We start from the raw sequence: 20,739 nt of genomic DNA on the forward strand, positions 1-20,739 counted from the left end.
AACTCCTGGTGATGAAATTCGCCCGCTCGCGGGCGCGAAAGGAAAGCAGATTACCGCGCGAAGCGGTAAAAGATAAGTGCAATTCGAGCGCTTACTCTGTTCGTCTCAGACGAACAATCAGACCGGCCGGATCCACTTCTGGTCTTTTTTCGGCAGCTTATCCACCACCAGATTCCAGGAATCATTAATGAGGTCGGTAACCAGTTCCGGCGTCACGTCGTCAGTACCGTAAAGGGAAATCCAGTGCTTTTTACTCAGGTGGTAGCCCGGCTCTATCCCGCGATAGATCTGCTGATTTAACAGTGATTTCTCAGGATCTGACTTCAGGCTGACGTGCGGTCGCCCGTGCGCGACCGCGACGAGCATGAAAATCTTTCCGCCCACTTTAAACACGTCAAACTCCGGCCCAAACGGCCAGCAGTGCTCGGTGAAGGGCAACTCAAGCGCCACACGCATGGCGTGTTCCTGCAGGGATTTACTGTCCATCGCTATCCTCCTGAGCCAGCCCGCGCCACATGGCCTCAAAACCCAGCGCTTTAAAATCGACGGCGCGTGACGGGTCGCGGGTGGCAAACTCCATGGTGGTTTCCGCCAGCGATAAGAAAAGCGCATCGCCAAACGTTTTAAATTCATCCGACATAAACACCGGGCGCACCGAGCGGCGGCACAGCTCATGGAGTTCGGGGAACATCTCCTTCACCGCCTGTTCCGTTTCGGTACTTAGCTTTTCACTGACGCCAATCTGGCGGATAGCCGCATGAGAAACGGGGTTACGAATACCCCAGTCCACGTAGCTGTTCCAGATATTGCGGGTATGCTCTTTGGGAAGCGTGATGGTGCGATCGAGGTTTGCCAGCATGGCCTGTCAGAGATCCTGCTTCAGGTGCAGATAGAGGGCATTTAGCAGATCGTCTTTAGTCGGAAAGTAGCGAAACAGGGTACCTTCGGCGACGCCCGCGTTACGGGCGATTAACGCCGTTGAGGCGGCGATACCTGACTGTGCAAATGCCACGGTTGCGGCTTCCAGTAAGGCCTGTTTTTTATCTTCACTCTTCGGACGTGCCACTAAATTTTTCCCCCTGTCAATTGTAAAAACCCTGATTGAAACACGTGCTTTGACACGCTGCAACGCGGAATGTCAAAGATCGAAAACGTCTTGACGACTTTATCATCATATCTATAATGAGTGCTTACTCACTCATAATCAAGTTTACCCCGCGCAAACTATCGGATGGGGCGCGTTTTCGGGTCTGGATATGAAAAAACCTTTCTTCATCTGCGTGGTGTTAATCATGATCATAGCTTCAGCTGCGAGTTTACCGTTTGTTCTGAATGCCGGATTCGGCCAGCCACCGCAGGGTGAGCAGCTCACCGAAGTGGAGGCCTCTCCCCAGTATCGCGAGGGAAAATTCCACAATACGCTGCCGACGCCGGGCTATAACGGCGACAAAAATATGCTGGTCGCGACGTGGGATTTTCTGACCAAAAAAACCGAAAACGCGCGCCCGGCTCAGCCGCTGCCGCTGGTGAAAACCGATCTTGCAAGCCTGCCTCTGGAGCAGGACACCCTGGTGTGGCTCGGTCACTCCTCGTGGTATCTGCAGCTTGCGGGCAAGCGCATCCTGATTGACCCGGTGCTCGGCAACTATGCCGCGCCGTTCTCGTTCCTCAATAAGGCCTTTGCCGGCGAGTATCCGTGGCGCGCTGAAAGCATGCCGGAAATCGACCTGCTGATTATCTCGCACGATCACTACGATCATCTGGATTACGCCACCATCAGGGCGCTACTGCCGAAGGTGAAGCGCGTGGTGACGCCGCTGGGCGTGGGATCCCACCTGCGCTACTGGGGAATGAAGCCCGAGATTATTGACGAGCGCGACTGGAACCAGTCGGTACGCATCAGCGATGAACTGACGGTGCATGTTCTGCCAGCGCGCCACTTCTCCGGGCGCGGCATCAAACGGGATCGGACCCTGTGGGGCAGCTTTATGTTCGTCACGCCAGAGCAGAAGGTTTATTACAGCGGGGATTCCGGCTACGGCCCGCACTTTAAGGCCATCGGCGAACAGTTTGGCGAGGTGGATTTAGCCATCATGGAAAACGGCCAGTACGACCAGGACTGGAAGTACATCCACATGCTGCCGGATGAAACGGCGCAGGCCTCGGCGGATCTCAACGCCAAAGCGGTGGTGCCGGGGCACAACGGACGCTTCGTGCTGGCGAAACACGCCTGGAACGATCCGCTGATCCAGCTGGCGCTCGCCAGCAAGGACAAAAATTATCGGCTGCTGACGCCAGAACTGGGTGAGCCCGTCCGGGTGAGTGACACCGCGCAAACCTTTCGCGCGTGGTGGGAATAATGTTTAAGCGAGAAGCAGAGGGGGACAGCTGTATGACCATTTCCGCTCAAGTCATCGACACTATCGTCGAATGGATCGACGACAATCTGCACCAGCCATTACGTATAGAGGATATTGCCCGCCACGCGGGTTACTCGAAGTGGCACCTGCAGCGGTTGTTTATGCAGTATAAAGGGGAGAGCCTGGGGCGCTATATCCGTGAACGCAAGCTGCTGCTGGCGGCGCGCGACCTGCGTGAATCCGACGCTCGGGTGTACGATATCTGCCTGCGCTACGGGTTTGATTCGCAGCAGACATTTACCCGCATCTTTACCCGTACGTTCAACCAGCCGCCGGGTGCGTACCGTAAAGAGAACCATAGCCAGACACATTAACATGTCGCGTGTTGGCCGGGTAAGGCGTAGCCGCCACCCGGCTTTTTTGTGGGCGCGGTGCCCGTAAGTTGCCCGGTGGCGCTGCGCTTACCGGGCCTACAGACAGTGCGAACGTAGACCGGGTAAGGGGTTGTGGGCACAGTGCCCGTATGTTGCCCGGTGGCGTTGCGCTTACCGTGCCTACAGACAGTGCGAACGTAGGCCGGGTAAGGCGTAGCCGCCACCCGGCTTTTTTGTGGGCACGGTGCCCGTAAATTGCCCGGTGGCGCTGCGCTTACCGGGCCTACTGATAGCTTACCACCGGTAATTCACCGTTGCCGTCACCGTACGACCAATCCCGTAGAAGCACGCCGTATCGCTTGCGCACGACGCCACATACTTCGTGTCCGCCACGTTATTGACGTTGAACTGCACGCTCGCCCCTTTCAGGCTGCGGTTCATCTCGCCCAGATCGTAGCTCAGCATCGCGTCATACAGATCCACCGACGGCACCTTGAAGGTGTTCTTCGCATCGCCGTAGCTGGTGCCGATGTAGCGCATCCCCACGCCCGCGGTCAGGCTCTTCAGCGCGCCGCCCGGAACGGTATAGCTGGCAAACGCCGATGCCATATGCGCCGGAATGCGCGCAGGCGTTTTGCCTTCTGTTCCCGCCACCGTCGTGCTTTTGGTTTTCGCATCGGTGTAGGTATACGAGCCAATCAGGTTGATGTTGTCCATCAGCGTGGAGTGGATTTCCGCCTCAACGCCTTTCGAACGCACCTTGCCCGCGTTCTCGAACCAGCCTTCGGCGCTGTTATAGGTCGCCACGTTGTCCTGGGTTAAATCGTACAGCGCGAGGGTCATCAGCGTGCTGTCGACCGGCTGATACTTCAGGCCAATCTCGGTTTGCTCCCCGGTGGTTGGCTTGAAGGGTGCAACGCCCGGCGCGCGGTTGGTTTGCAGGTTCGGTTCAAACGAGGTGCTGTAGCTGACGTACGGCGACAGGCCAGAGTCGAACGCGTAGAGCAGTCCGGTTCGCCAGGTGAACTTGCTGTCGTTCTGCTGGGTAACGCTGCCGTCGGTGAAGTCGTTAGTTCGCACTTCGCTCCAGTCGTAGCGCCCGGAGACCAGCCATTCCCAGCTGTTCCAGCTCATTTGATCCTGCAAATACAGCCCCATCTGGTCGAGATTTTGCTGCTCGTCGCTGGCGGTTTTGAAGGTGCTTTCATCCACGTTCACGCCGTACACCGGGTTCGTCCAGTCGAGGTCATACTGTGAACCGCTCCCGCGTGCCAGCAGCTGCTTATCTTTGCTGGTCTTGTAGTCAAACCCGCCGAGCAGGGTGTGGCCGACGCTGCCGGTCTCCAGCAGGTACTCCAGCTGGTTATCCAGGCCAAATTCGTTGGTGGTGCGCTCTTCATGCTGCGCGCGTCGCGTTAATACCGTGCTGTTGGCCGCGCTGCTGGCGTAAACGAGGTAACGATAATTCTGTTTGATGGCGGCATAACGCGCGTTCTGGCGGAAGGTGAGGTCGTCGGCGAACTGATGTTCCAGCTCGTAGCCGATCGTCGTCTGCTCGCGCCAGGACTGATTGTAATTCGGATCGCTGACGTTAAAGTCGCGCGGGATGTATTTCCCGTCGACGCTTTTGACCGTGCCGTAGGCGGGCAGGAAGTTACGGTAGCCCGCATCCGGATCCTTCTGGTAGCTGGTCAGCAGCGTAAAGCGGGTCAGGTCGTTCGGGTACCAGGTGATGGCCGGCGCAATCGCCATCCGCGTCTCTTTATAATCGTCCACCTGATTATGCTGGGTACGGGCGATACCGTTGACGCGATACAGCACGCGGCCGTCGTCGCTCAGCCTGCCGCCGAAATCAAACGCGCCTTCTGCCAGATCGTTATTGCCGGTGCGGAACTGCACGTTATGGATGGATTCCGCGGTCGGCCGTTTGCTGGTCATGCTGATTAACCCGCCCGGATTGACCTGACCAAACAGGACCGACGCCGGGCCACGCACCAGCTCCACGCGCTCCAGCAGCCACGGGTCAATCGTGCCCGTCTGGGACGAGGCCGTAGCGCCGAAGCTCAGGCCGTCGAGGAATTTCGGCACATAGCTAAAGCCGCGCACGAACACCTCATCGTTACGGTTCGACGAGCCGCGGTACTCGGTAAACACGCCCGCCGAGTAGCGCAGCGCCTGCGAGACGGAGGTCACGTCCTGCATGTTCATCTGATCGCGGGTGATCACCGATACCGACTGCGGCGTTTTCACGATCTCCGCGCGGGTCTTGGTCGCGGAGAGCGTTTGGGTTGCCACAATCCCTTTTACCGGAGCGGTGGGATCTTCACTCACGCCCTGCGTCACCGTTATGGTTTCTTCTCTATTTTCAGCCTGAGCCGCCACGCTGGTCGTCGCCAGGCTCAGCAGCCACAGCTGCATTATCTTATTATTCTTAAACATTTTTTCTACTCATCCTTGTTTGCTATCGCCATAAAAACACCGTTAAAACGTGCTAGATGATATTGCAAATTATTACCATTTGCATTAGCGTTGGTAACAAATTTCGTCGGGGAACAAGCGGTAATGAAGAGGGTATGGAGCGGATTATTACTCGGGATAGGTGTGCTGCCTGCGGTGGCGGCAACCTGTGAACACTCTTCCCGGCAGGGAGACGTTCAGGGGAAGTTTGATGCCAGCGGTGAAGTCTGTTTTATGCTGCCGGAGCTTGCTGAAAACTATGTTTCAGCCACGCTGAACGGCGTAACGGATGCCCGCCTGCTGGACGGGCAAAACCGCCGCATCCGTACGCTGATTGAAAATGGGCCCGCCGATGGCGAACACGCGCTGCTGTTTGCCCTTCCGGTAAAGCAGAGCACCTCGCTGGTCCTGCACGGCGAAGCGGGTAAACCCTGGCGCTTTCAGTGGCGGATGAAGGAGACATCTGCGCTGCCGCGCGTACAGATGCTGGCGCCTGAAAGCCCGACGCTTCAGGCGCTGGCAAAAGAGATTGCTGGCGGAGGGAGTACCGACGCGTTCTGGCAGACGCAGATTCGGCAGGGAACGCCGATGGTGGAGCCGGTAGACGCAGAACACAAGCGCGTCACCTTCCTGTGGCGCGGTGCGCGGGATAACGTCTTTATTCTCGGCTCGCCGGCGGGGGATCACGATCCGCTGTTTCGCCTGGGCAACAGCGACGTCTGGTTTCGCAGCTACGTGGTGCCCGCCGACACGGTGATGCAGTACAAGCTTGCGCCGGACGTACCGGTGATTGATGGCTCTCCGCGCGACCAGCGACGCGCCATTCTGGTGAGCGCTCAGGCCGATCCGCTCAATCCGAACACCTTTGGTGAACAAAAGGCGGATCGCTGGAACCGCTATTCGCTGCTCGATCTCAGCCCGGCGCGCTATTGCTCCGTGCAGGCCACGGCCCAGCCGCTGGTCCACGGATCGTTAAGCCGCCAGAGCATCACCAGCAAAATCCTCGGTAATTCCCGCGAGGTGATGATCTATAAACCGCGCGGCGCGCAGCCTGCACGCTGGACGCTCATCCTCTTCGACGGGCAGATTTATCAGGACGAATACCATTTCGCTAACGTGCTGGACGGTCTTATTGCCCGCCATCATCTTCCGCCGATTAACGTGGTGTTTATCGACAGCCTCGATCACGCCCGACGCGGCAACGAGCTGCCGCCGAACCCGGACTTCGCCGACTTTATGGCGCACGAGCTGCTGCCCTGGCTGCGCGGGCAGGGCATCGCGATGCAGCGGCGGAAAACGGTGCTGGCGGGGTCGAGCTACGGCGGCATTGCCTCATCGTGGGTGGCGCTGCGCTATCCGCGCCTGTTTGGTAACGTGCTGAGCCTTTCTGGCTCGTACTGGTGGGCACCGAAAGGGGAGGAGCCCGGCTGGCTGACGCGGCAGTATCAGCAGTCGCCGCCGTATCCGGTGCGCTTCTGGCTACAGGCCGGAAAGTTTGAAACCACGGGGCCGGGCGGGGGAATTTATCGCACTACGCAGGATTTCGAACAGGCGTTGAGGGAGAAAGGGTATCGCGTCAGCTTCCATCCCTCATCCAGCGGTCACGACTACGCGGCCTGGTGTGAAGCGCTGGTCCACGGCATGCGCGATTTCACCGGCCTACGACGCCAGTGAAAACCAGCGGCGCCAGACGAAACGCAGGATGAAGAATTCGATGGCGCCGAGCGCTAAAAACCACAGGCAGAACAGAATGGTGTAGAGCTGGTTCAGATCGACCATGTGGAAGGTCTGAACCAGCTTCTGCGCCAGCACCAGACCCAGCGACGGCGCGGGTAACAGCAGGCAGGAGATCAGGGCCAGCAATAAAATGCCCCCTGCCGTAAGCAGCGATTCTAACGGGTGTTTCATCGTAATGTTAATCGTCAGTTAAAAATGTCATTGTCCGGCATCCCGGAACGTAAAGCAATATCAGCGACTCAGGCGTTATTGAATAAAAGGAAGATATTATTTTGCGAATAAATGACAAAATAAGACCTGACATTCATATTAATAACGCGTTATGTAAATAAACGTCTTTATCAGGAAAATAATTTTACAAATGTATAGGTGCTATATCCAATTAACGTGGCAATAACAATGGCCGCGATAACGTATAACACCAGTCGGCGTCCGCGATAAATACCCCACATGGTTCCCCCTCGTTTAGCGTTGGTTTAGAAATATTTTGTAAAAATCAGGCCATCGAAATAGTTTTAATCAGTTTTGAATAACCGAGAAGTCATTATATTGCGGCAGATCAATTTTACCCGCAAGACTTAAAAATGAATTTATTTAAGCCAGAAAGGAATTCAGGCTTCTGTTCACCGGATATTGAAGGAAAAATACGATGACCGAAAAAAAATTGTCCCCAAACATGCCGCCTTCCGGCGGGCTGGCATACCAGCAGACCGTAGAGCAGGTGCTTGCTCACACGCAGAGCCAGGCCAGCGGCCTGGATCGTGCAGAGGCGCAGGCGCGTCTGCAAAAATCAGGTCCGAACGCGCTGCCGGAGAAAAAAGGTAAACCCGCCTGGCTGCGCTTTTTGGCCCATTTTAATGATGTGCTGATTTATGTCCTGCTGGCCGCCGCCGTATTAACGGCAGTAATGGGCCACTGGGTCGATACGCTGGTTATTCTGGGCGTCGCGGTAATCAATGCCTTAATTGGCCATATTCAGGAAAGCAACGCGGAAAAATCCCTGAAGAGTATTCGCAATATGCTCTCCAGCGAGGCGCGCGTTATTCGTAACGGCAACCATGAAACGATACCCACAACTGAAATAGTCCCGGGCGATATTATTGTATTACGCGCGGGGGATCGTATTCCGGCGGATATGCGTTTAATTGAGGCGCATAATTTACGCGTGGAAGAGGCGATTCTGACCGGTGAATCCACCGTGGTGGATAAACACATTAATCCGCTGAGCGGCGAACTGCCGCTGGGCGATCGCACCAATATGGTCTTCTCCGGGACGACCGTAAGCGCGGGCGGCGGCGTCGGCGTGGTCACCGCGACCGGTAAGGATACGGAACTCGGCCACATCAACCAGATGATGGCGGGCATCGAAAAGCACCGCACGCCGCTGCTGGTGCAGATGGACAAGCTGGGTAAAGCGATCTTCGCCATTATCCTGGCAATGATGGCCGCGCTGTTTGTCTTCAGCCTGGTGTTCCGTGAGATCCCGATGGGCGAGCTACTGCTCTCCCTGATTAGCCTGGCGGTGGCCTCCGTGCCGGAAGGTCTGCCGGCGATTATCTCCATCATCCTCTCCCTGGGCGTGCAGGCGATGGCGCGCAAGCGGGCGATTATCCGCAAGCTGCCGACGGTTGAAACCCTGGGCGCGATGACCGTGGTGTGCTCGGATAAAACCGGCACCCTGACCATGAACGAGATGACGGTGAAAGCCATCATCACCGCCGACGCCTGCTACCGCGTGGACGGCAACAGCTACGAGCCGGTAGGCAACATCTACCTGGAAGGCAGCGACGAGCCGGTGCACATCCAGCCGGGCACCGTGCTGGAGCAGTACCTGCGCACCGTTGACCTCTGCAACGACAGCCAGATGATTCAGGACGAGCGCGGGCTGTGGGGCATCACCGGTGGGCCAACCGAGGGCGCGCTGAAGGTGCTGGCGGCGAAGGCCAGCCTTGAGCCTGTCGTGACCACGCTGGTTAACAAGATCCCGTTCGACTCGCAGTACAAGTACATGAGCACCCACTACCAGATTGGCAGCGAGGAGCAGATCCTGATCACCGGTGCGCCGGACGTGATTTTCGCCCTCTGCGCCCAGCAGCAGACCCGCAACGGTGCGGAAGCGTTCAACCACGCGTACTGGGAAGCAGAGATGGAGCGCTATGCGCGTCAGGGGCTGCGCATGGTCGCCGCGGCGTTCAAGCCGGCGAACGGCGAGCAGGAACTCACGCACGACGACCTGAGCCACGGCCTGATCTTCCTCGGCATCGCCGGGATGATGGATCCGCCGCGTCCGGAAGCCATTGATGCGATTAACGCCTGCCAGCAGGCGGGGATCCGCGTGAAGATGATCACCGGGGATCACCCGCAGACGGCGATGAGCATCGGCCAGATGCTGGGGATCGCCAACAGCGAGCAGGCGGTCACCGGCTACGAGCTGGAGAAAATGGACGACGCCGCGCTGGCGGAGGCGGCGGTGAAGTATGACATCTTCGCCCGTACCAGCCCGGAGCATAAGCTGCGCCTGGTGAAGGCGCTGCAGGACAAAGGTGAAATCGTCGGCATGACCGGTGACGGCGTGAACGACGCCCCGGCGCTGCGTCAGGCTGACGTGGGCATCGCGATGGGCATCAAGGGCACGGAAGTGACCAAAGAGGCGGCGGACATGGTCCTGACGGACGATAACTTCGCCACCATCGCCAGCGCGGTGAAAGAGGGGCGTCGCGTTTACGACAACCTGAAGAAGACCATCCTGTTCATCATGCCGACTAACCTCGCGCAGGGGCTGCTGATTGTGATTGCGCTGCTGGCGGGGAACATCATTCCGCTGACGCCGGTGCTGATTCTGTGGATGAACATGGCCACCTCCGCCACGCTCTCCTTCGGCCTGGCCTTTGAGGCCGCCGAGCGCAACATCATGCGCCGTCCGCCGCGTCAGACCGGGCAGCACGTCATGGACGCCTATGCCGTATGGCGCGTGGCCTTCGTCGGCACCATGATTGCCATCGCCGCTTTTGCGCTGGAGGCCTGGCTGGCCCCGCGCGGCCACAGCGCGGAGTTCATCCGCACCGTGCTGCTGCAGATGCTGGTCTGCGCCCAGTGGGTGTACATGATTAACTGCCGCAACACCGAAGGGTTCTCCCTGAACCGCGGCCTGCTGGCGAACAAAGGGATCTGGCTGGTGACGGGCGTGCTGTTCCTGCTCCAGGCGGCGATTATCTACCTGCCGTTTATGCAGATGCTGTTCGGCACCGAAGCGCTGCCGCTGCGCTACTGGTTCGTGACCCTGGCGGTGGCGGGCGTGATGTTCTTCGTCGTCGAAATCGAGAAGCGACTGACCCGCAGGTTCCGTAAGTCTGCATAACCTTTTGCCCTCACCCTAACCCTCTCCCACGGGGAGAGGGGACTCTGACCTCCCTCTCCCTGTGGGAGAGGGCCGGGGTGAGGGGAACATATCTGAGGTACTCCCATGAAACTCCCACTCCTGTTCGCTCTCCTCGCCTGCACCCTGCAACCCGTATTCGCTGCCGCCATCCCCGTTCGCGTCGCCGCCGTGGAGCAGACCGCCCACGCCGCCGAGCGCCAGATCCCGGGCCGCATCGAAGCCATCCACACCGTTGAGCTGCGCGCGCGTACGGAAGGCGTGATCACCAAAATTCACTTCCGCGACGGGCAGTACGTGAAAAAAGGCGACGTCCTGTTTGAGCTGGATGACGCCGAACCGCGCGCCGCCCTGCGTCTCGCGCAGGCCGAGGTGAGAAGCGCCGAAGCCACGCTGCGCCAGGCGCAGCAGCAGCTTTCCCGCTTTGAAAGCCTGGGCAGCAGCAACGCCATCAGCCGTCACGACGTGGATAACGCCCGGATGCAGCGGGACGTCGCCAGCGCCGCGCTGGAGCAGGCGAAAGCCCGGCTCGACGCCCGCAGCGTCACCCTGAATTACACCCGCATCGCCTCGCCGATTGACGGGCGCGTGGGGCACAGCCAGTTCCACGTCGGCAGCCTGGTCAACCCTGCCAGCGGCGTGCTGGTGGAGGTTGTGCAGCTCGACCCCATCCGCATCGCCTTTGCGCTGGAAGAGGGGGCGTTTGCGACCAAAGCCGGACAGCATGCGGATATCAGCGCCATGAAGCAGGCCTGGCAGGCGTTAATTGACAGCAACGGCCAGCGCGTCAGCGGCGAGCTGACGTCCGTGGACAACCGCATCGATCCGCGCACCGCCAGCGTGATGCTGCGCGCCGAGTTCGCCAACCCGCGCCATCAGCTCCTGCCCGGCGGCAACGTGAACGTGATCCTGCGCCCGGCAAGCGAGCAGCCGGTCCTGACCCTGCCCGCCGCCGCGGTCCAGCAGAACGGCGACGGGTTCTTTGCCTGGGTGGTTAACGCCGAGGGCAAAGCCGTAATGCGCCCGCTGAAGGTCGCCGGACAGATCGGCCAGCAGTTCCAGATTACCTCCGGCGTGAAGCCCGGTGAGCGAGCGATTACTGACGGCGCGCAGCGCGTGCAGCCAGGCGCTGCCGTTCAGATACTGAATTAAGGAGCCATCATGCTGACGTTTTTCATCAAACGCCCGCGCTTCGCGATGGTGATTGCGCTGGTCATCACCCTGCTGGGGGCCATTGCGCTGAGGATTATTCCGGTGGAGCAGTACCCGCAGATCACGCCGCCGGTGGTGAACGTTTCTGCCAGCTGGCCGGGCGCCAGCTCGGCTGACGTGGCGGAGGCCATCGCCACGCCGCTGGAGACCCAGCTGAACGGCGTGGATCACATGCTTTACATGGAGTCCACCAGCTCGGACGAAGGCACGTACAGCCTGAACATTACCTTTGCGGCGGGCACCGATCCGGACCTTGCCGCCATCGACGTGCAAAACCGCGTGGCGCAGGCCGTGGCGCAGCTCCCGACCGAGGCGCAGCAAAACGGCGTGCAGGTGCGCAAGCGCGCCACCAACCTGATGATGGGGGTAAGCCTTTACTCACCGAATAACACCCACACGCCGCTGTTCGTCAGCAACTACGCCAGCACCCAGGTGCGCGAGGCGCTGTCGCGTCTGCCGGGCGTCGGGCAGGTGCAGATGTTCGGCGCGCGCGACTACAGCATGCGCATCTGGCTGCGTCCGGACCGCATGAACGCCCTGAACGTCACCACCGACGACGTGGCGCAGGCGCTGCGCGAGCAGAACGTGCAGGGGGCGGCGGGCCAGGTCGGCACGCCGCCGGTGTTTAACGGCCAGCAGCAGACCCTGACCATCAACGGGCTGGGGCGCCTGAACCAGGCCGAAGACTTTGCCGACATCATTATCCGCGCGGGCGAGATGGGCCAGCTGGTGCGCCTGAAGGACGTCGCCACCATCGAGCTCGGCTCGCGCAGCTACAGCTCCGGCGCGCAGCTGAACGGGCACGACTCCGCCTACCTCGGCATCTACCCGACGCCGTCCGCCAACGCCCTGCGCGTGGCCGACGCGGTGCGCGCGGAGCTGGAGCGCCTCTCGACGCGCTTCCCGGACGACCTGGTCTACGAGGTGAAATTCGACACCACCTCCTTTGTTGCCGCCACCATTAAGGAGATCGGCGTCTCCCTGGCGCTGACGATGCTGGCGGTTGTGGTGGTCGTTTCCCTGTTTCTGCAAAGCTGGCGCGCGACGCTGATTGTCGCGCTCGCCATTCCGGTGTCGCTGGTGGGCACCTTCGCGGTGCTCTACACGCTCGGCTACTCCGCCAACACCCTCAGCCTGTTCGCCATCATTCTGGCGCTGACGATGGTGGTGGATGACGCCATCGTGGTGGTGGAGAGCGTCGAAACGCTGATGGCGGAAGGGCAGAGCCGCACGGCGGCGACCGCGCTGGCGCTGCGCCAGATTGCCGGGCCCGTCATCGCGACGACGCTGGTGCTGCTGGCGGTGTTTGTGCCGGTGGCGCTCCTGCCGGGGATTGTCGGCGAGCTGTACCGCCAGTTCGCGGTGACGCTCTCCACCGCCGTCACGCTCTCAAGCCTCGTGGCGCTGACCCTGACGCCCGCCCTGTGCGCGTTGCTGCTGCGTCCGCGCCCGGAGAAACCTGCGGCAGTCTATCGCGCCTTTAACCGCGGGCTGGACGCCACGCGCGGTTTCTACACCTGTATCGTGCATGTCTTAAACCTGCGCCCGTGGCTGGCGCTGCTGGCCACCGCGGGCGCGATGGCCGTGGTGGCGTTCAGCTTTATGTCGATGCCAAAAGGTTTTCTGCCGCAGGAAGACCAGGGCTACTTCTTTGCCAGCGTCCAGCTGCCGGAAGCGGCCTCGCTGGAGCGCACCGAAGCGGTGATGACCACGGCGCGCAAACTGATCGCTAAAAATCCGGCGGTTGAGGACGTGATTCAGGTGTCCGGGTTTAACATCCTCAACAGCACCAGCGCCTCCAACGGCGGATTTATCTCCATCATGCTCAAAGACTGGAGCGAGCGCCCGCCGCTGGACGAGGTGATGGGGAGCCTGCAGCGCCAGCTGCTGGCCCTGCCAGAGGCGACCATCATGACCTTCGCGCCGCCGACGCTGCCGGGACTGGGCAACGCCTCCGGCTTCGACCTGCGCATCCAGACGCAGGCAGGGCAGAGCCCGGCGGAGCTGGAGCGCGTGACGCGTGAGGTGCTGGCGAAAGCCAACCAGCACCCGCAGCTGAGCCGGGTGTTTACCACCTGGAGCAGCAACGTGCCGCAGCTGACGCTCACCGTTGACCGCGAGCGCGCCGCGCGCCTCGACGTGCCGGTGTCGCGCATCTTCAGCAGCCTGCAAACCGCCTTTGGCGGCACGCGCGCCGGGGATTTCAGCGTCAACAACCGCGTCTACCACGTCGTTATGCAAAACGAAATGCAGTGGCGCGAGCGCGCCGAGCAAATCAGCGAGCTGTTCGTGCGCAGCAACAGCGGCGAGCGGGTGCGCCTGAGCAACCTGGTCACCATTACGCCGACCGTCGGCGCGCCGTTCCTGCAGCAGTACAACCAGTTCCCGTCCGTATCGGTGAGCGGCTCGGCGGCGGACGGTGTGAGCAGCAGCACCGCGATGGCGGCGATGGGCGAGCTTCTGGCGGAGAACCTGCCAGCGGGGTACGACTACGCCTGGAGCGGCATGTCGTATCAGGAGCAGCAGACCGGCAACCAGGCGATATGGATCGTGCTGGCGGCGGTGGTGATGGCGTGGCTGTTCCTCGTCGCCCAGTACGAGAGCTGGACGCTCCCGGCGAGCGTGATGCTCTCGGTGCTGTTCGCCATCGGCGGGGCGCTGGTCTGGCTGTGGTTGGCGGGATACGCCAACGACGTGTACGTGCAGATAGGTCTGGTGCTATTGATAGCCCTCGCCGCCAAGAACGCGATCCTGATCGTGGAGTTCGCCCGCGCGCGGCGCATGGACGGCATGGCGATTGTTGATGCCGCACGTGAAGGGGCCTCGCGCCGCTTCCGCGCGGTGATGATGACCGCCGTGTCGTTCATTATCGGCGTCCTGCCGATGATGCTGGCGACCGGGGCCGGTGCCCAGAGCCGCCGCATTATCGGCACCACGGTGTTCAGCGGCATGCTGGTGGCGACCGTGGTGGGGATCCTGTTTATTCCGGCGCTGTTCGTGCTGTTCCAGCGTCTGCGCGAGTGGGGCCACGGCCTTACGGACTCGTCGCCCACAGCTCGCAGTGCTTCTGAACCAGAGAAATCAGCGAGCCGCCGTCGGCGATAAACTCCCGCATGCGCTGCGCCTCGCTCTTGCCCTGCTTTAACAGCAGGGCAATTTCATTGATGGCGCTCGTCGCGCCGAGCTTCTCGGCCGACGGCGCAACCTGCTCCAGCAGCCAGGCGATATCTTCCGCCACGGTCCTGTGCTCGCCGGTGTGCACGTCCGTCAGGATCCCCTCCAGCCCGTAGCGACAGGCCTGAAAACGGTTAAAGCGGTACAGCAGAAAATCTTTTTCCTGATGCTTATAGGGCCGCGAGGTCAGCAGCCAGTGGGACGTCGCCTGAATAAGCCCGGCGATGTTAATCGCGTGGGCGAGCGTCAGCGGCGTATCCATCACCCGCACCTCCACGGTGCCGAAGTGCGGGCTGGGGCGGATATCCCAGTGCAGATCTTTAATGCTGTCGATCATGCTGGTGGCGCTCAGGCGGCGGAACAGCCCCTCGAACTCCTGCCAGCTGTTGACCCACGGCATCTGGCCGTTATCCGGGAACCCCGAAAAAATGTTGAGACGCGACGAGGAGAACTTCGTGTCCGTGCCCTGCATATACGGCGAGGCGGCCGCCAGGGCGATAAAGTGCGGCACGAAGCGCGACAGGCCGTGCAGCAGGTAAATCGCGTCGTCCCCGGTCCGGCAGCCGACGTGCACGTGCTGGCCGAACACCGTCGCCTGCAAAATCAGATAGCCAAAGCGCTCCAGCGTGACGTTATAGCGCTCGTCGTCGCACACCTCCTGACGCTGCCACTTCTGGAACGGGTGCGTCCCGCCGCCGCAGATCTGGATATGCTGCTCCGCCGCCGCGCGCAGGATGCTCTGCTGCATCACCGAGAACTGCGCCGCCGCCTGGTCGATGTTCTGGCACACGCCGGTGGCGATTTCGAGCATGCTTTCGGTGATGTCGTGTTTGACCTCGCCGCCTTTGATGTCGTCTTTGACGGCGGCGATAAGCGCGGAGGAGTCCTGGCTCAGATCGTAGCCCGGCGGGTTAACCACCTGCAGTTCGAGCTCGATGCCGAGGGTGAAAGGTTCAGAGGATTTGAAATCAGGTAAAGGCATGGCGCACTCCGTTGTCTGTTGTGTGTTGAGTATAGACAACGGGTGTGGCGCGCTCGTCTCAGGGTGGTATAACTGATAGCAGGCTTAGCAAAAGGGGAGTGATTCATGTCTGACTATCCAACCATTGCGCTGATTGGGCCTGGCGCAATTGGGACCACCATCGCCGCGGTGCTGCATGACGCGGGCCGTACGCCGCTGCTGTGCGGACGCACCGCGCACCCGGCATTACGCCTGCGCCACGACGAGGGTGAAACCGTGGTGCCCGGCCCGGTATTGACCGATCCGGCCGCCATCACGCGCCCCGCCGATCTCGTTTTTGTGGCGGTAAAAACGACGCAAAATGCCGACAGCGCCGGATGGCTGCGCGCGCTGTGCGATGAACACACCGTGGTCTGCGCGCTGCAAAACGGCGTGGAGCAAAAAGCCCAGCTTGAGCCGTGGGTTAACGGCGCAACGGTGCTGCCGTCGGTAGTCTGGTTCCCCGCGCAGCGCGAGCCGGATGCTTCCGTGTGGCTGCGGGCGAAGCCGCGCCTGACGCTGCCGGACGTGCCGCAGGCGCAGCGGGTGGTGGAGGCGCTTCATGATACGCGATGTGCTGTTGAGCTTTCGGCAGATTTCGCCACCGTCGCCTGGCGCAAGCTGCTGCAAAACGCGGCCGCCGGGCTGATGGTGCTCGCCAACCGCCGCGCCGGGATGTTCAGGCGCGAGGATATTAGCGAACTTTCGCTGGCCTACCTGCGCGAGGGGCTTGCCGTCGCCCGCGCCGAGGGGGCAAAGCTGGACGATGCGGTGGCGCAGGAGATCCTGGCAAACTTCCAGCGTGCGCCTGAGGACCTGGGCACGTCGATCCTTGCCGACCGTCAGGCGGATCGCCCGATGGAGTGGGATATCCGTAACGGCGTGATCCGGCGCTACGGCCGCAAGCACGGGATTGCGGTGCCCATCAGCGACGTGGTGGTGCCGCTGCTGGCGGCGGGGAGCGAGGGGCCGGGCTAACGGCCGCTGTTTTTCCGTTCTGCGAAGTAGTGGGCGGGCGTGCTGCCCATCGCTTTTCGGAACATGGTGATAAACGCATTCACGGATTCGTACCCGAGCGTTGCCGCCACGTTCTGGACGGGCACGCCGCTTGCCAGCTCCCGCAGGGCAATAATCAAATGCAGCTGCTGGCGCCATCGCCCGAAGCTCAGCCCGGTCTCGCGCTGCATCAGGCGGGCAAACGAACGCTCGCTGAGGGCGAGCCGTTTCGCCCAGTCCTTCAGGGTGCTTCTGTCTTCAGGACGGGTAACCAGCGCGTCGGCCATGGCGCGAATTTTCGGATCGGTCGAGACCGGCAGGCTCAGCTTCTGCTGCGGCATGCTGGCGAGCTCGTCAAGCGTGACCCGGGTCAGCCTGGCGACGTGGCCGTCGGGGGGATAATCCACGCCTTCGCGCGTCAGACGATCGACCAGCTCCTTAATCAGCGGCGAGATCGCCAGCGTGCAGCATCTCTCCGGCAGCGCCGCCGCGCCGGGCTCAATAAACAGATAGTTGAGATGCGCGTTCCAGGTCGCTTTGGCGCTGTGCGGGATCCCGCCGGGGATCCAGACGGCGCAGTCCGGCGGCACGATCCAGATGTCGTTCTCCGCGTAACAGCTGACCGCACCGTATCGGGCAATAATCAGCTGGCCCTTGCGGTGGGTATGTACCGGCACTTCCGCGGCGTAATCCACGAAGTCCAGATGACGCGCCACGGCAGGAGAGGCGGTAGAGTCAGGGTCATACAGCGTAGTAGCAGATTGAGGCTTCACGATTCTGGCAACATTTAGGTATTTTTTGACAGAATAGAGTATTTAAGCAGCTCTGCAAGCCGGTAATAATCCCGGCATGAAAAACATCTTCTCTCATCCCGTGCTTCTCCCCGCCGCGCTGCGAAGCGATGCGGGCGCGCTGATCTACGCCGCGAAGAGTTTTGCCGCGGCGATGCTGGCTTATTACCTCGCGCTGTCGATCGGCCTTGAACGTCCTTCGTGGGCGATTATTACGGTTTACATCGTGTCGCAGACGTCGGTCGGGGCATCGCTGAGCAGAAGCCTCTACCGGCTGGCCGGTACCGCGGTAGGTGCCAGCGCGACCGTTCTGATTGTCCCCACCTTCGCGAATGCGCCAGTCCTGTGCAGCGCGGTGCTGACGGGCTGGATCGCGTTCTGCCTGTGGCTCTCCCTGCTGGAGCGCACGCCCCGGGCCTATGCCTTCGTGCTGGCGGGCTACACCGCGAGCCTGATTGGCTTTCCCGCGGTGTCCGATCCCGGCGGCATCTTTAACGTCGCCATCGTCCGCGTGCAGGAGATCGCGATTGGGATTTTCTGCGCGGCGCTGATTCACCGCTACGTGCTGCCCGCGCGCGTATCAGGGCTGTTCAACGCGAAATTATCCCAGACGCTACAGGCCGCGCGCGGGCGGGTGGCGGATACGTTAGCGGGTAAACCCGACGCGGCTTCCGGTCCCCTGCATCTGGCCCTGGCGCTGCAGTTCCTGCAGGGCATAAGCCACCATATTCCGTATGATTTTGCCCTCTCAGCCCCGGTGCGGCAGGCCAGAAAAGCGATTCACGATCGGCTGGCGCGGCTGGTTATCGTCAACTGTGAACTGCACGATCGCCTGCCGGCGATCGGAACCCTGCCCGCCGACGTGCAGGCATTGCTGGAGGACGTTCAGGCCTGGCTGGCCGCTGAAGGCGCGGGCGCCAGCAGCACGGCAGAGGCGATGCGGCTCCGCTGTGCGCTTCTCATCGATCGGTATGCCGCGCAGGCGCAGACGTTTGACGACGCGCTGCAGGTCAGTTTTATTCGCTACCTCTCGGAGGCTATCGCGCTTGTGCAGCAGTGCGAACGTCTTTCCGGGGCCATCTACCACGCCAAACCCGTCTTTGGGGAGATGCAAACCCGCGCGGCGAAAGGCTACGTTTTCCACCGCGACCCTCTTACCGCGGCCCGCACGGCGTTGGGGGCTTTCGCCATCATCCTGAGCGGCTGCCTGGTCTGGATCTTCTCAGCGTGGCCGGATGGCGGTACGGCGGTGTCTATCCTGGGGGTCTGCTGCACGCTGTTTGGCAGCTTCGATACCCCGGCACCGCACATCGTGAAATACATCATTGGCTCGTTCTGGGGCGTGGTCATTAGCCTGTTCTACAGCTTTGCGCTGCTGCCGCTGGTGAGCGATTTCCCGGTGCTGGTGGCGGTGCTTGCCCCGGCGTATCTGCTGGCCGGGTCGCTTCAGGCGCGTCCGCCCACCACGTTTATGGCGATGGGGATTACCCTGACGCTGCCCATTCTGTGCGAGCTGGGGGCGCACTACAGCGGAGACTTCGCCGTTGCAGCCAACACCGCCATCGCGCTATTTGCCGCCACCGGCTTTGCCGTCATCAGCATGAGCCTGCTGCAAACCGTGCAGGCGGATGGTGCCATCACGCGTTTGCTGAACCTCTGCCAGCGCGACATTCGCCGCAGCGTGAAGGGCACGCTGCGGGTTGATGAAACGCACTGGATCAACCTGATGATGGACCGAACTGCCCTGTTGCTGCCGCGCCTGCAGCGCAGCGAGCGCGCGCCGGAGCAGGCGCTCGATCGGCTGCTGCACGCGCTGCGCCTGGGGCTTTCGGTTATGCATTTACGCCGCGGTGACGCACCGCCCGGCAGGGAAGTTGACGCGCTTTTTCATCGGATAAACGCCGCAGACCGCCACGCCTTACGCGAGCGCATCGCCACCCTTATCGAGCGCCATCTGCCTGCGGCAGATGAACATACGCGGCAGTTGGTCTTCAGGCTGGTGGATCTGCACTGTGCATTACGGGGGCCAGACCATGGTTAACGATCTCAATATCGGCGGCGTTTTTATTCCGGGGCTGCTGACGGTCGCCCTCGCGGCGCTGGTCTGCACGCTGAGCCTCGTCGCGCTTTTCTCTCTCAGCAGGCTCTACCGGCGCTTGCCGTTTCGCCCGCTGCTGGACGTTTCAACCTGGATTGTCACCTTTTTCCTGCTGATGCAGGGTCTGACCGCGTTGGGGTTATTGTCATGAAATCACTGCTCTCTTTACTGGCTCGCTATGCGCTGACGCTGAGCGTCGCCGCGGCTGCCACGCTTCTGGCGTTTATGATGTGGAAACACTACGCACAAACGCCGTGGACCCGCGACGGCCGCGTGCGGGCGGACGTGGTGCAGATTGCGCCGGACGTCTCCGGGCCCGTCATCAGCGTGGCCGTGCGGGACAACCAGTGGGTGAACCGGGGCGATGTGCTCTACACCATCGATTCGCGCTGGCTTAAGCTGGCGGTGGTCAGCGCGCAGGCGGACGTCGAGTCGAAACGCCATGAGATGCTGATGCGCCAGGACGCGGCCCATCGGCGCACGCTGATTAAAAACGCCATTTCGAGCGAGGACTTACAGCAAACCGGCAGCGCGGCGAACGTCGCGGCGGCCAACTATCACGGCGCGCTGGCCGCGCTGGAGCTGGCAGAGCTTAATCTGGCGCACGCCACCGTCCGTGCGCCGGTTTCGGGGTACGTTACGCACCTGCGGCTGCGGCCCGGAGACTACGCGACGGCGGGGGAGACAAAGGTCGCCATCGTCGATGCCCACAGCTTCTGGGTGGTAGGGTACTTTGAGGAGACCAAGCTGCGCCATATTCGCGTCGGGGATGCCGCGCAGGTTGTGCTGATGGGGTACGAGCCGGTCATCACGGGGCACGTGGAGAGCATCGGGCATGGGATCGGGGATAGCAACGACGAAACGGGCGGGCTGGGTCTGCCCGACGTCGAGCCCACCTTTAGCTGGGTGAGGCTGGCGCAGCGCGTGCCGGTGCGCATTCATATCGACAGGTTGCCGGAGGGGGTTGAGCTGGTGGCGGGGCTGTCGGCGAGCGTGGCGGTGGGGCGGTAGGTAAGGTGAAGAGATGTGAGTATGAATGTCTGTTTTGTGCCAGAAGTGGACATTGCTAAGTCTGCATTGCATTCACCGAAGAGGTGCAATGCAGACGATTAGATTACTTCTGCCAGTCACGGAAAACCTCCAAATGAGGCTCAGTCGAGGGCT

Annotated in this window: 15 protein-coding genes and 1 pseudogene; 10 read left to right on the top strand and 6 right to left on the bottom strand. The window is 61.2% G+C overall.

What is annotated here, in order from left to right; all coding sequences use genetic code 11:
* Positions 1-117: 117 nt before the first annotated feature.
* Positions 118-486: an MmcQ/YjbR family DNA-binding protein gene (locus AB8846_RS05105; protein ID WP_252034263.1), complete on the bottom strand. Its 369-nt coding sequence runs from the start codon at positions 484-486 to the stop codon at positions 118-120.
* Positions 476-1,066: pseudogene (locus AB8846_RS05110) on the bottom strand (TetR/AcrR family transcriptional regulator). Before AB8846_RS05110 ends, AB8846_RS05105 begins: the two are co-directional and overlap by 11 nt.
* A 190-nt stretch (positions 1,067-1,256) precedes the next feature.
* Between AB8846_RS05110 and AB8846_RS05115 the strand changes: the two are divergent.
* Entirely contained in the window at positions 1,257-2,360 is a 1,104-nt protein-coding gene (locus AB8846_RS05115) for an MBL fold metallo-hydrolase (protein ID WP_370732209.1), read from the top strand.
* 32 nt (positions 2,361-2,392) lie between these two features.
* Positions 2,393-2,734, top strand: a complete 342-nt coding sequence (locus AB8846_RS05120) for a RamA family antibiotic efflux transcriptional regulator (protein WP_063145255.1) — start codon at positions 2,393-2,395, stop codon at positions 2,732-2,734.
* A 294-nt stretch (positions 2,735-3,028) separates the two neighbouring features.
* On the opposite strand, the gene AB8846_RS05125 is transcribed toward AB8846_RS05120, so the two are convergent.
* Positions 3,029-5,173: a TonB-dependent siderophore receptor gene (locus tag AB8846_RS05125; protein ID WP_370732210.1), complete on the bottom strand. Its 2,145-nt coding sequence runs from the start codon at positions 5,171-5,173 to the stop codon at positions 3,029-3,031.
* Between the two features lie 123 nt (positions 5,174-5,296).
* Here AB8846_RS05125 and AB8846_RS05130 point away from each other — a divergent pair, with 123 nt between their 5' ends.
* Positions 5,297-6,865: an alpha/beta hydrolase-fold protein gene (locus tag AB8846_RS05130; RefSeq protein ID WP_370732211.1), complete on the top strand. Its 1,569-nt coding sequence runs from the start codon at positions 5,297-5,299 to the stop codon at positions 6,863-6,865.
* Here the strand turns inward: AB8846_RS05130 and AB8846_RS05135 are convergent.
* On the bottom strand, positions 6,851-7,099 hold the full coding sequence (locus tag AB8846_RS05135; RefSeq protein WP_370732212.1) for a DUF1158 domain-containing protein: 249 nt from the start codon (positions 7,097-7,099) through the stop codon (positions 6,851-6,853). The two genes, AB8846_RS05130 and AB8846_RS05135, sit on opposite strands and share 15 nt — an antisense overlap.
* 478 nt (positions 7,100-7,577) lie before the next feature.
* Here AB8846_RS05135 and AB8846_RS05140 point away from each other — a divergent pair, with 478 nt between their 5' ends.
* The 3 genes from AB8846_RS05140 (at position 7,578) to AB8846_RS05150 (ending at position 14,621) form a co-directional block, all read left to right on the top strand.
* Positions 7,578-10,286, top strand: coding sequence for a cation-transporting P-type ATPase (locus AB8846_RS05140; RefSeq protein WP_370732213.1), 2,709 nt, complete (start codon positions 7,578-7,580; stop codon positions 10,284-10,286).
* A gap of 105 nt (positions 10,287-10,391) precedes the next feature.
* Entirely contained in the window at positions 10,392-11,456 is a 1,065-nt protein-coding gene (locus tag AB8846_RS05145) for an efflux RND transporter periplasmic adaptor subunit (protein WP_370732214.1), read from the top strand.
* A gap of 9 nt (positions 11,457-11,465) precedes the next feature.
* The gene (locus AB8846_RS05150; RefSeq protein ID WP_370732215.1) at positions 11,466-14,621 is read left to right on the top strand and encodes an efflux RND transporter permease subunit; all 3,156 of its coding nucleotides are present in this window, start codon (positions 11,466-11,468) and stop codon (positions 14,619-14,621) included.
* Here the strand turns inward: AB8846_RS05150 and AB8846_RS05155 are convergent.
* The gene (locus tag AB8846_RS05155; protein WP_063145223.1) at positions 14,551-15,672 is read right to left on the bottom strand and encodes a YbdK family carboxylate-amine ligase; all 1,122 of its coding nucleotides are present in this window, start codon (positions 15,670-15,672) and stop codon (positions 14,551-14,553) included. The genes AB8846_RS05150 and AB8846_RS05155 overlap by 71 nt on opposite strands.
* A gap of 105 nt (positions 15,673-15,777) precedes the next feature.
* Between AB8846_RS05155 and AB8846_RS05160 the strand changes: the two genes are divergently transcribed.
* Complete coding sequence (locus AB8846_RS05160; protein WP_370732216.1) at positions 15,778-16,668, top strand: oxidoreductase; 891 nt, start codon at positions 15,778-15,780, stop codon at positions 16,666-16,668.
* On the opposite strand, the gene AB8846_RS05165 is transcribed toward AB8846_RS05160, so the two are convergent.
* Positions 16,665-17,459, bottom strand: a complete 795-nt coding sequence (locus tag AB8846_RS05165) for a helix-turn-helix transcriptional regulator (RefSeq protein ID WP_370732217.1) — start codon at positions 17,457-17,459, stop codon at positions 16,665-16,667. The two genes, AB8846_RS05160 and AB8846_RS05165, sit on opposite strands and share 4 nt — an antisense overlap.
* Positions 17,460-17,535: 76 nt before the next feature.
* Between AB8846_RS05165 and AB8846_RS05170 the strand changes: the two genes are divergently transcribed.
* The 3 genes from AB8846_RS05170 to AB8846_RS05180 are packed head-to-tail and all read left to right on the top strand — an operon-like array spanning position 17,536 to position 20,586.
* A complete protein-coding gene (locus AB8846_RS05170) occupies positions 17,536-19,518 on the top strand; it encodes an FUSC family protein (protein WP_370732218.1) in 1,983 nt (660 codons plus the stop codon).
* Positions 19,511-19,726 carry a DUF1656 domain-containing protein gene (locus AB8846_RS05175; protein WP_370732219.1) on the top strand — a complete coding sequence of 72 codons (216 nt, stop codon included), beginning with the start codon at positions 19,511-19,513 and terminating at the stop codon, positions 19,724-19,726. The genes AB8846_RS05170 and AB8846_RS05175 overlap by 8 nt, the downstream gene beginning before the upstream one ends.
* Positions 19,723-20,586 (top strand): efflux RND transporter periplasmic adaptor subunit, encoded by an 864-nt coding sequence (locus tag AB8846_RS05180; protein WP_370732220.1) that lies wholly within the window; start codon positions 19,723-19,725, stop codon positions 20,584-20,586. The genes AB8846_RS05175 and AB8846_RS05180 overlap by 4 nt, the downstream gene beginning before the upstream one ends.
* Positions 20,587-20,739: the final 153 nt, after the last annotated feature.

It is taken from the genome of Enterobacter sp. KB-221C9 (assembly GCF_041320715.1).
GTDB classification, from domain to species: Bacteria; Pseudomonadota; Gammaproteobacteria; order Enterobacterales; family Enterobacteriaceae; genus Enterobacter; species Enterobacter asburiae_D.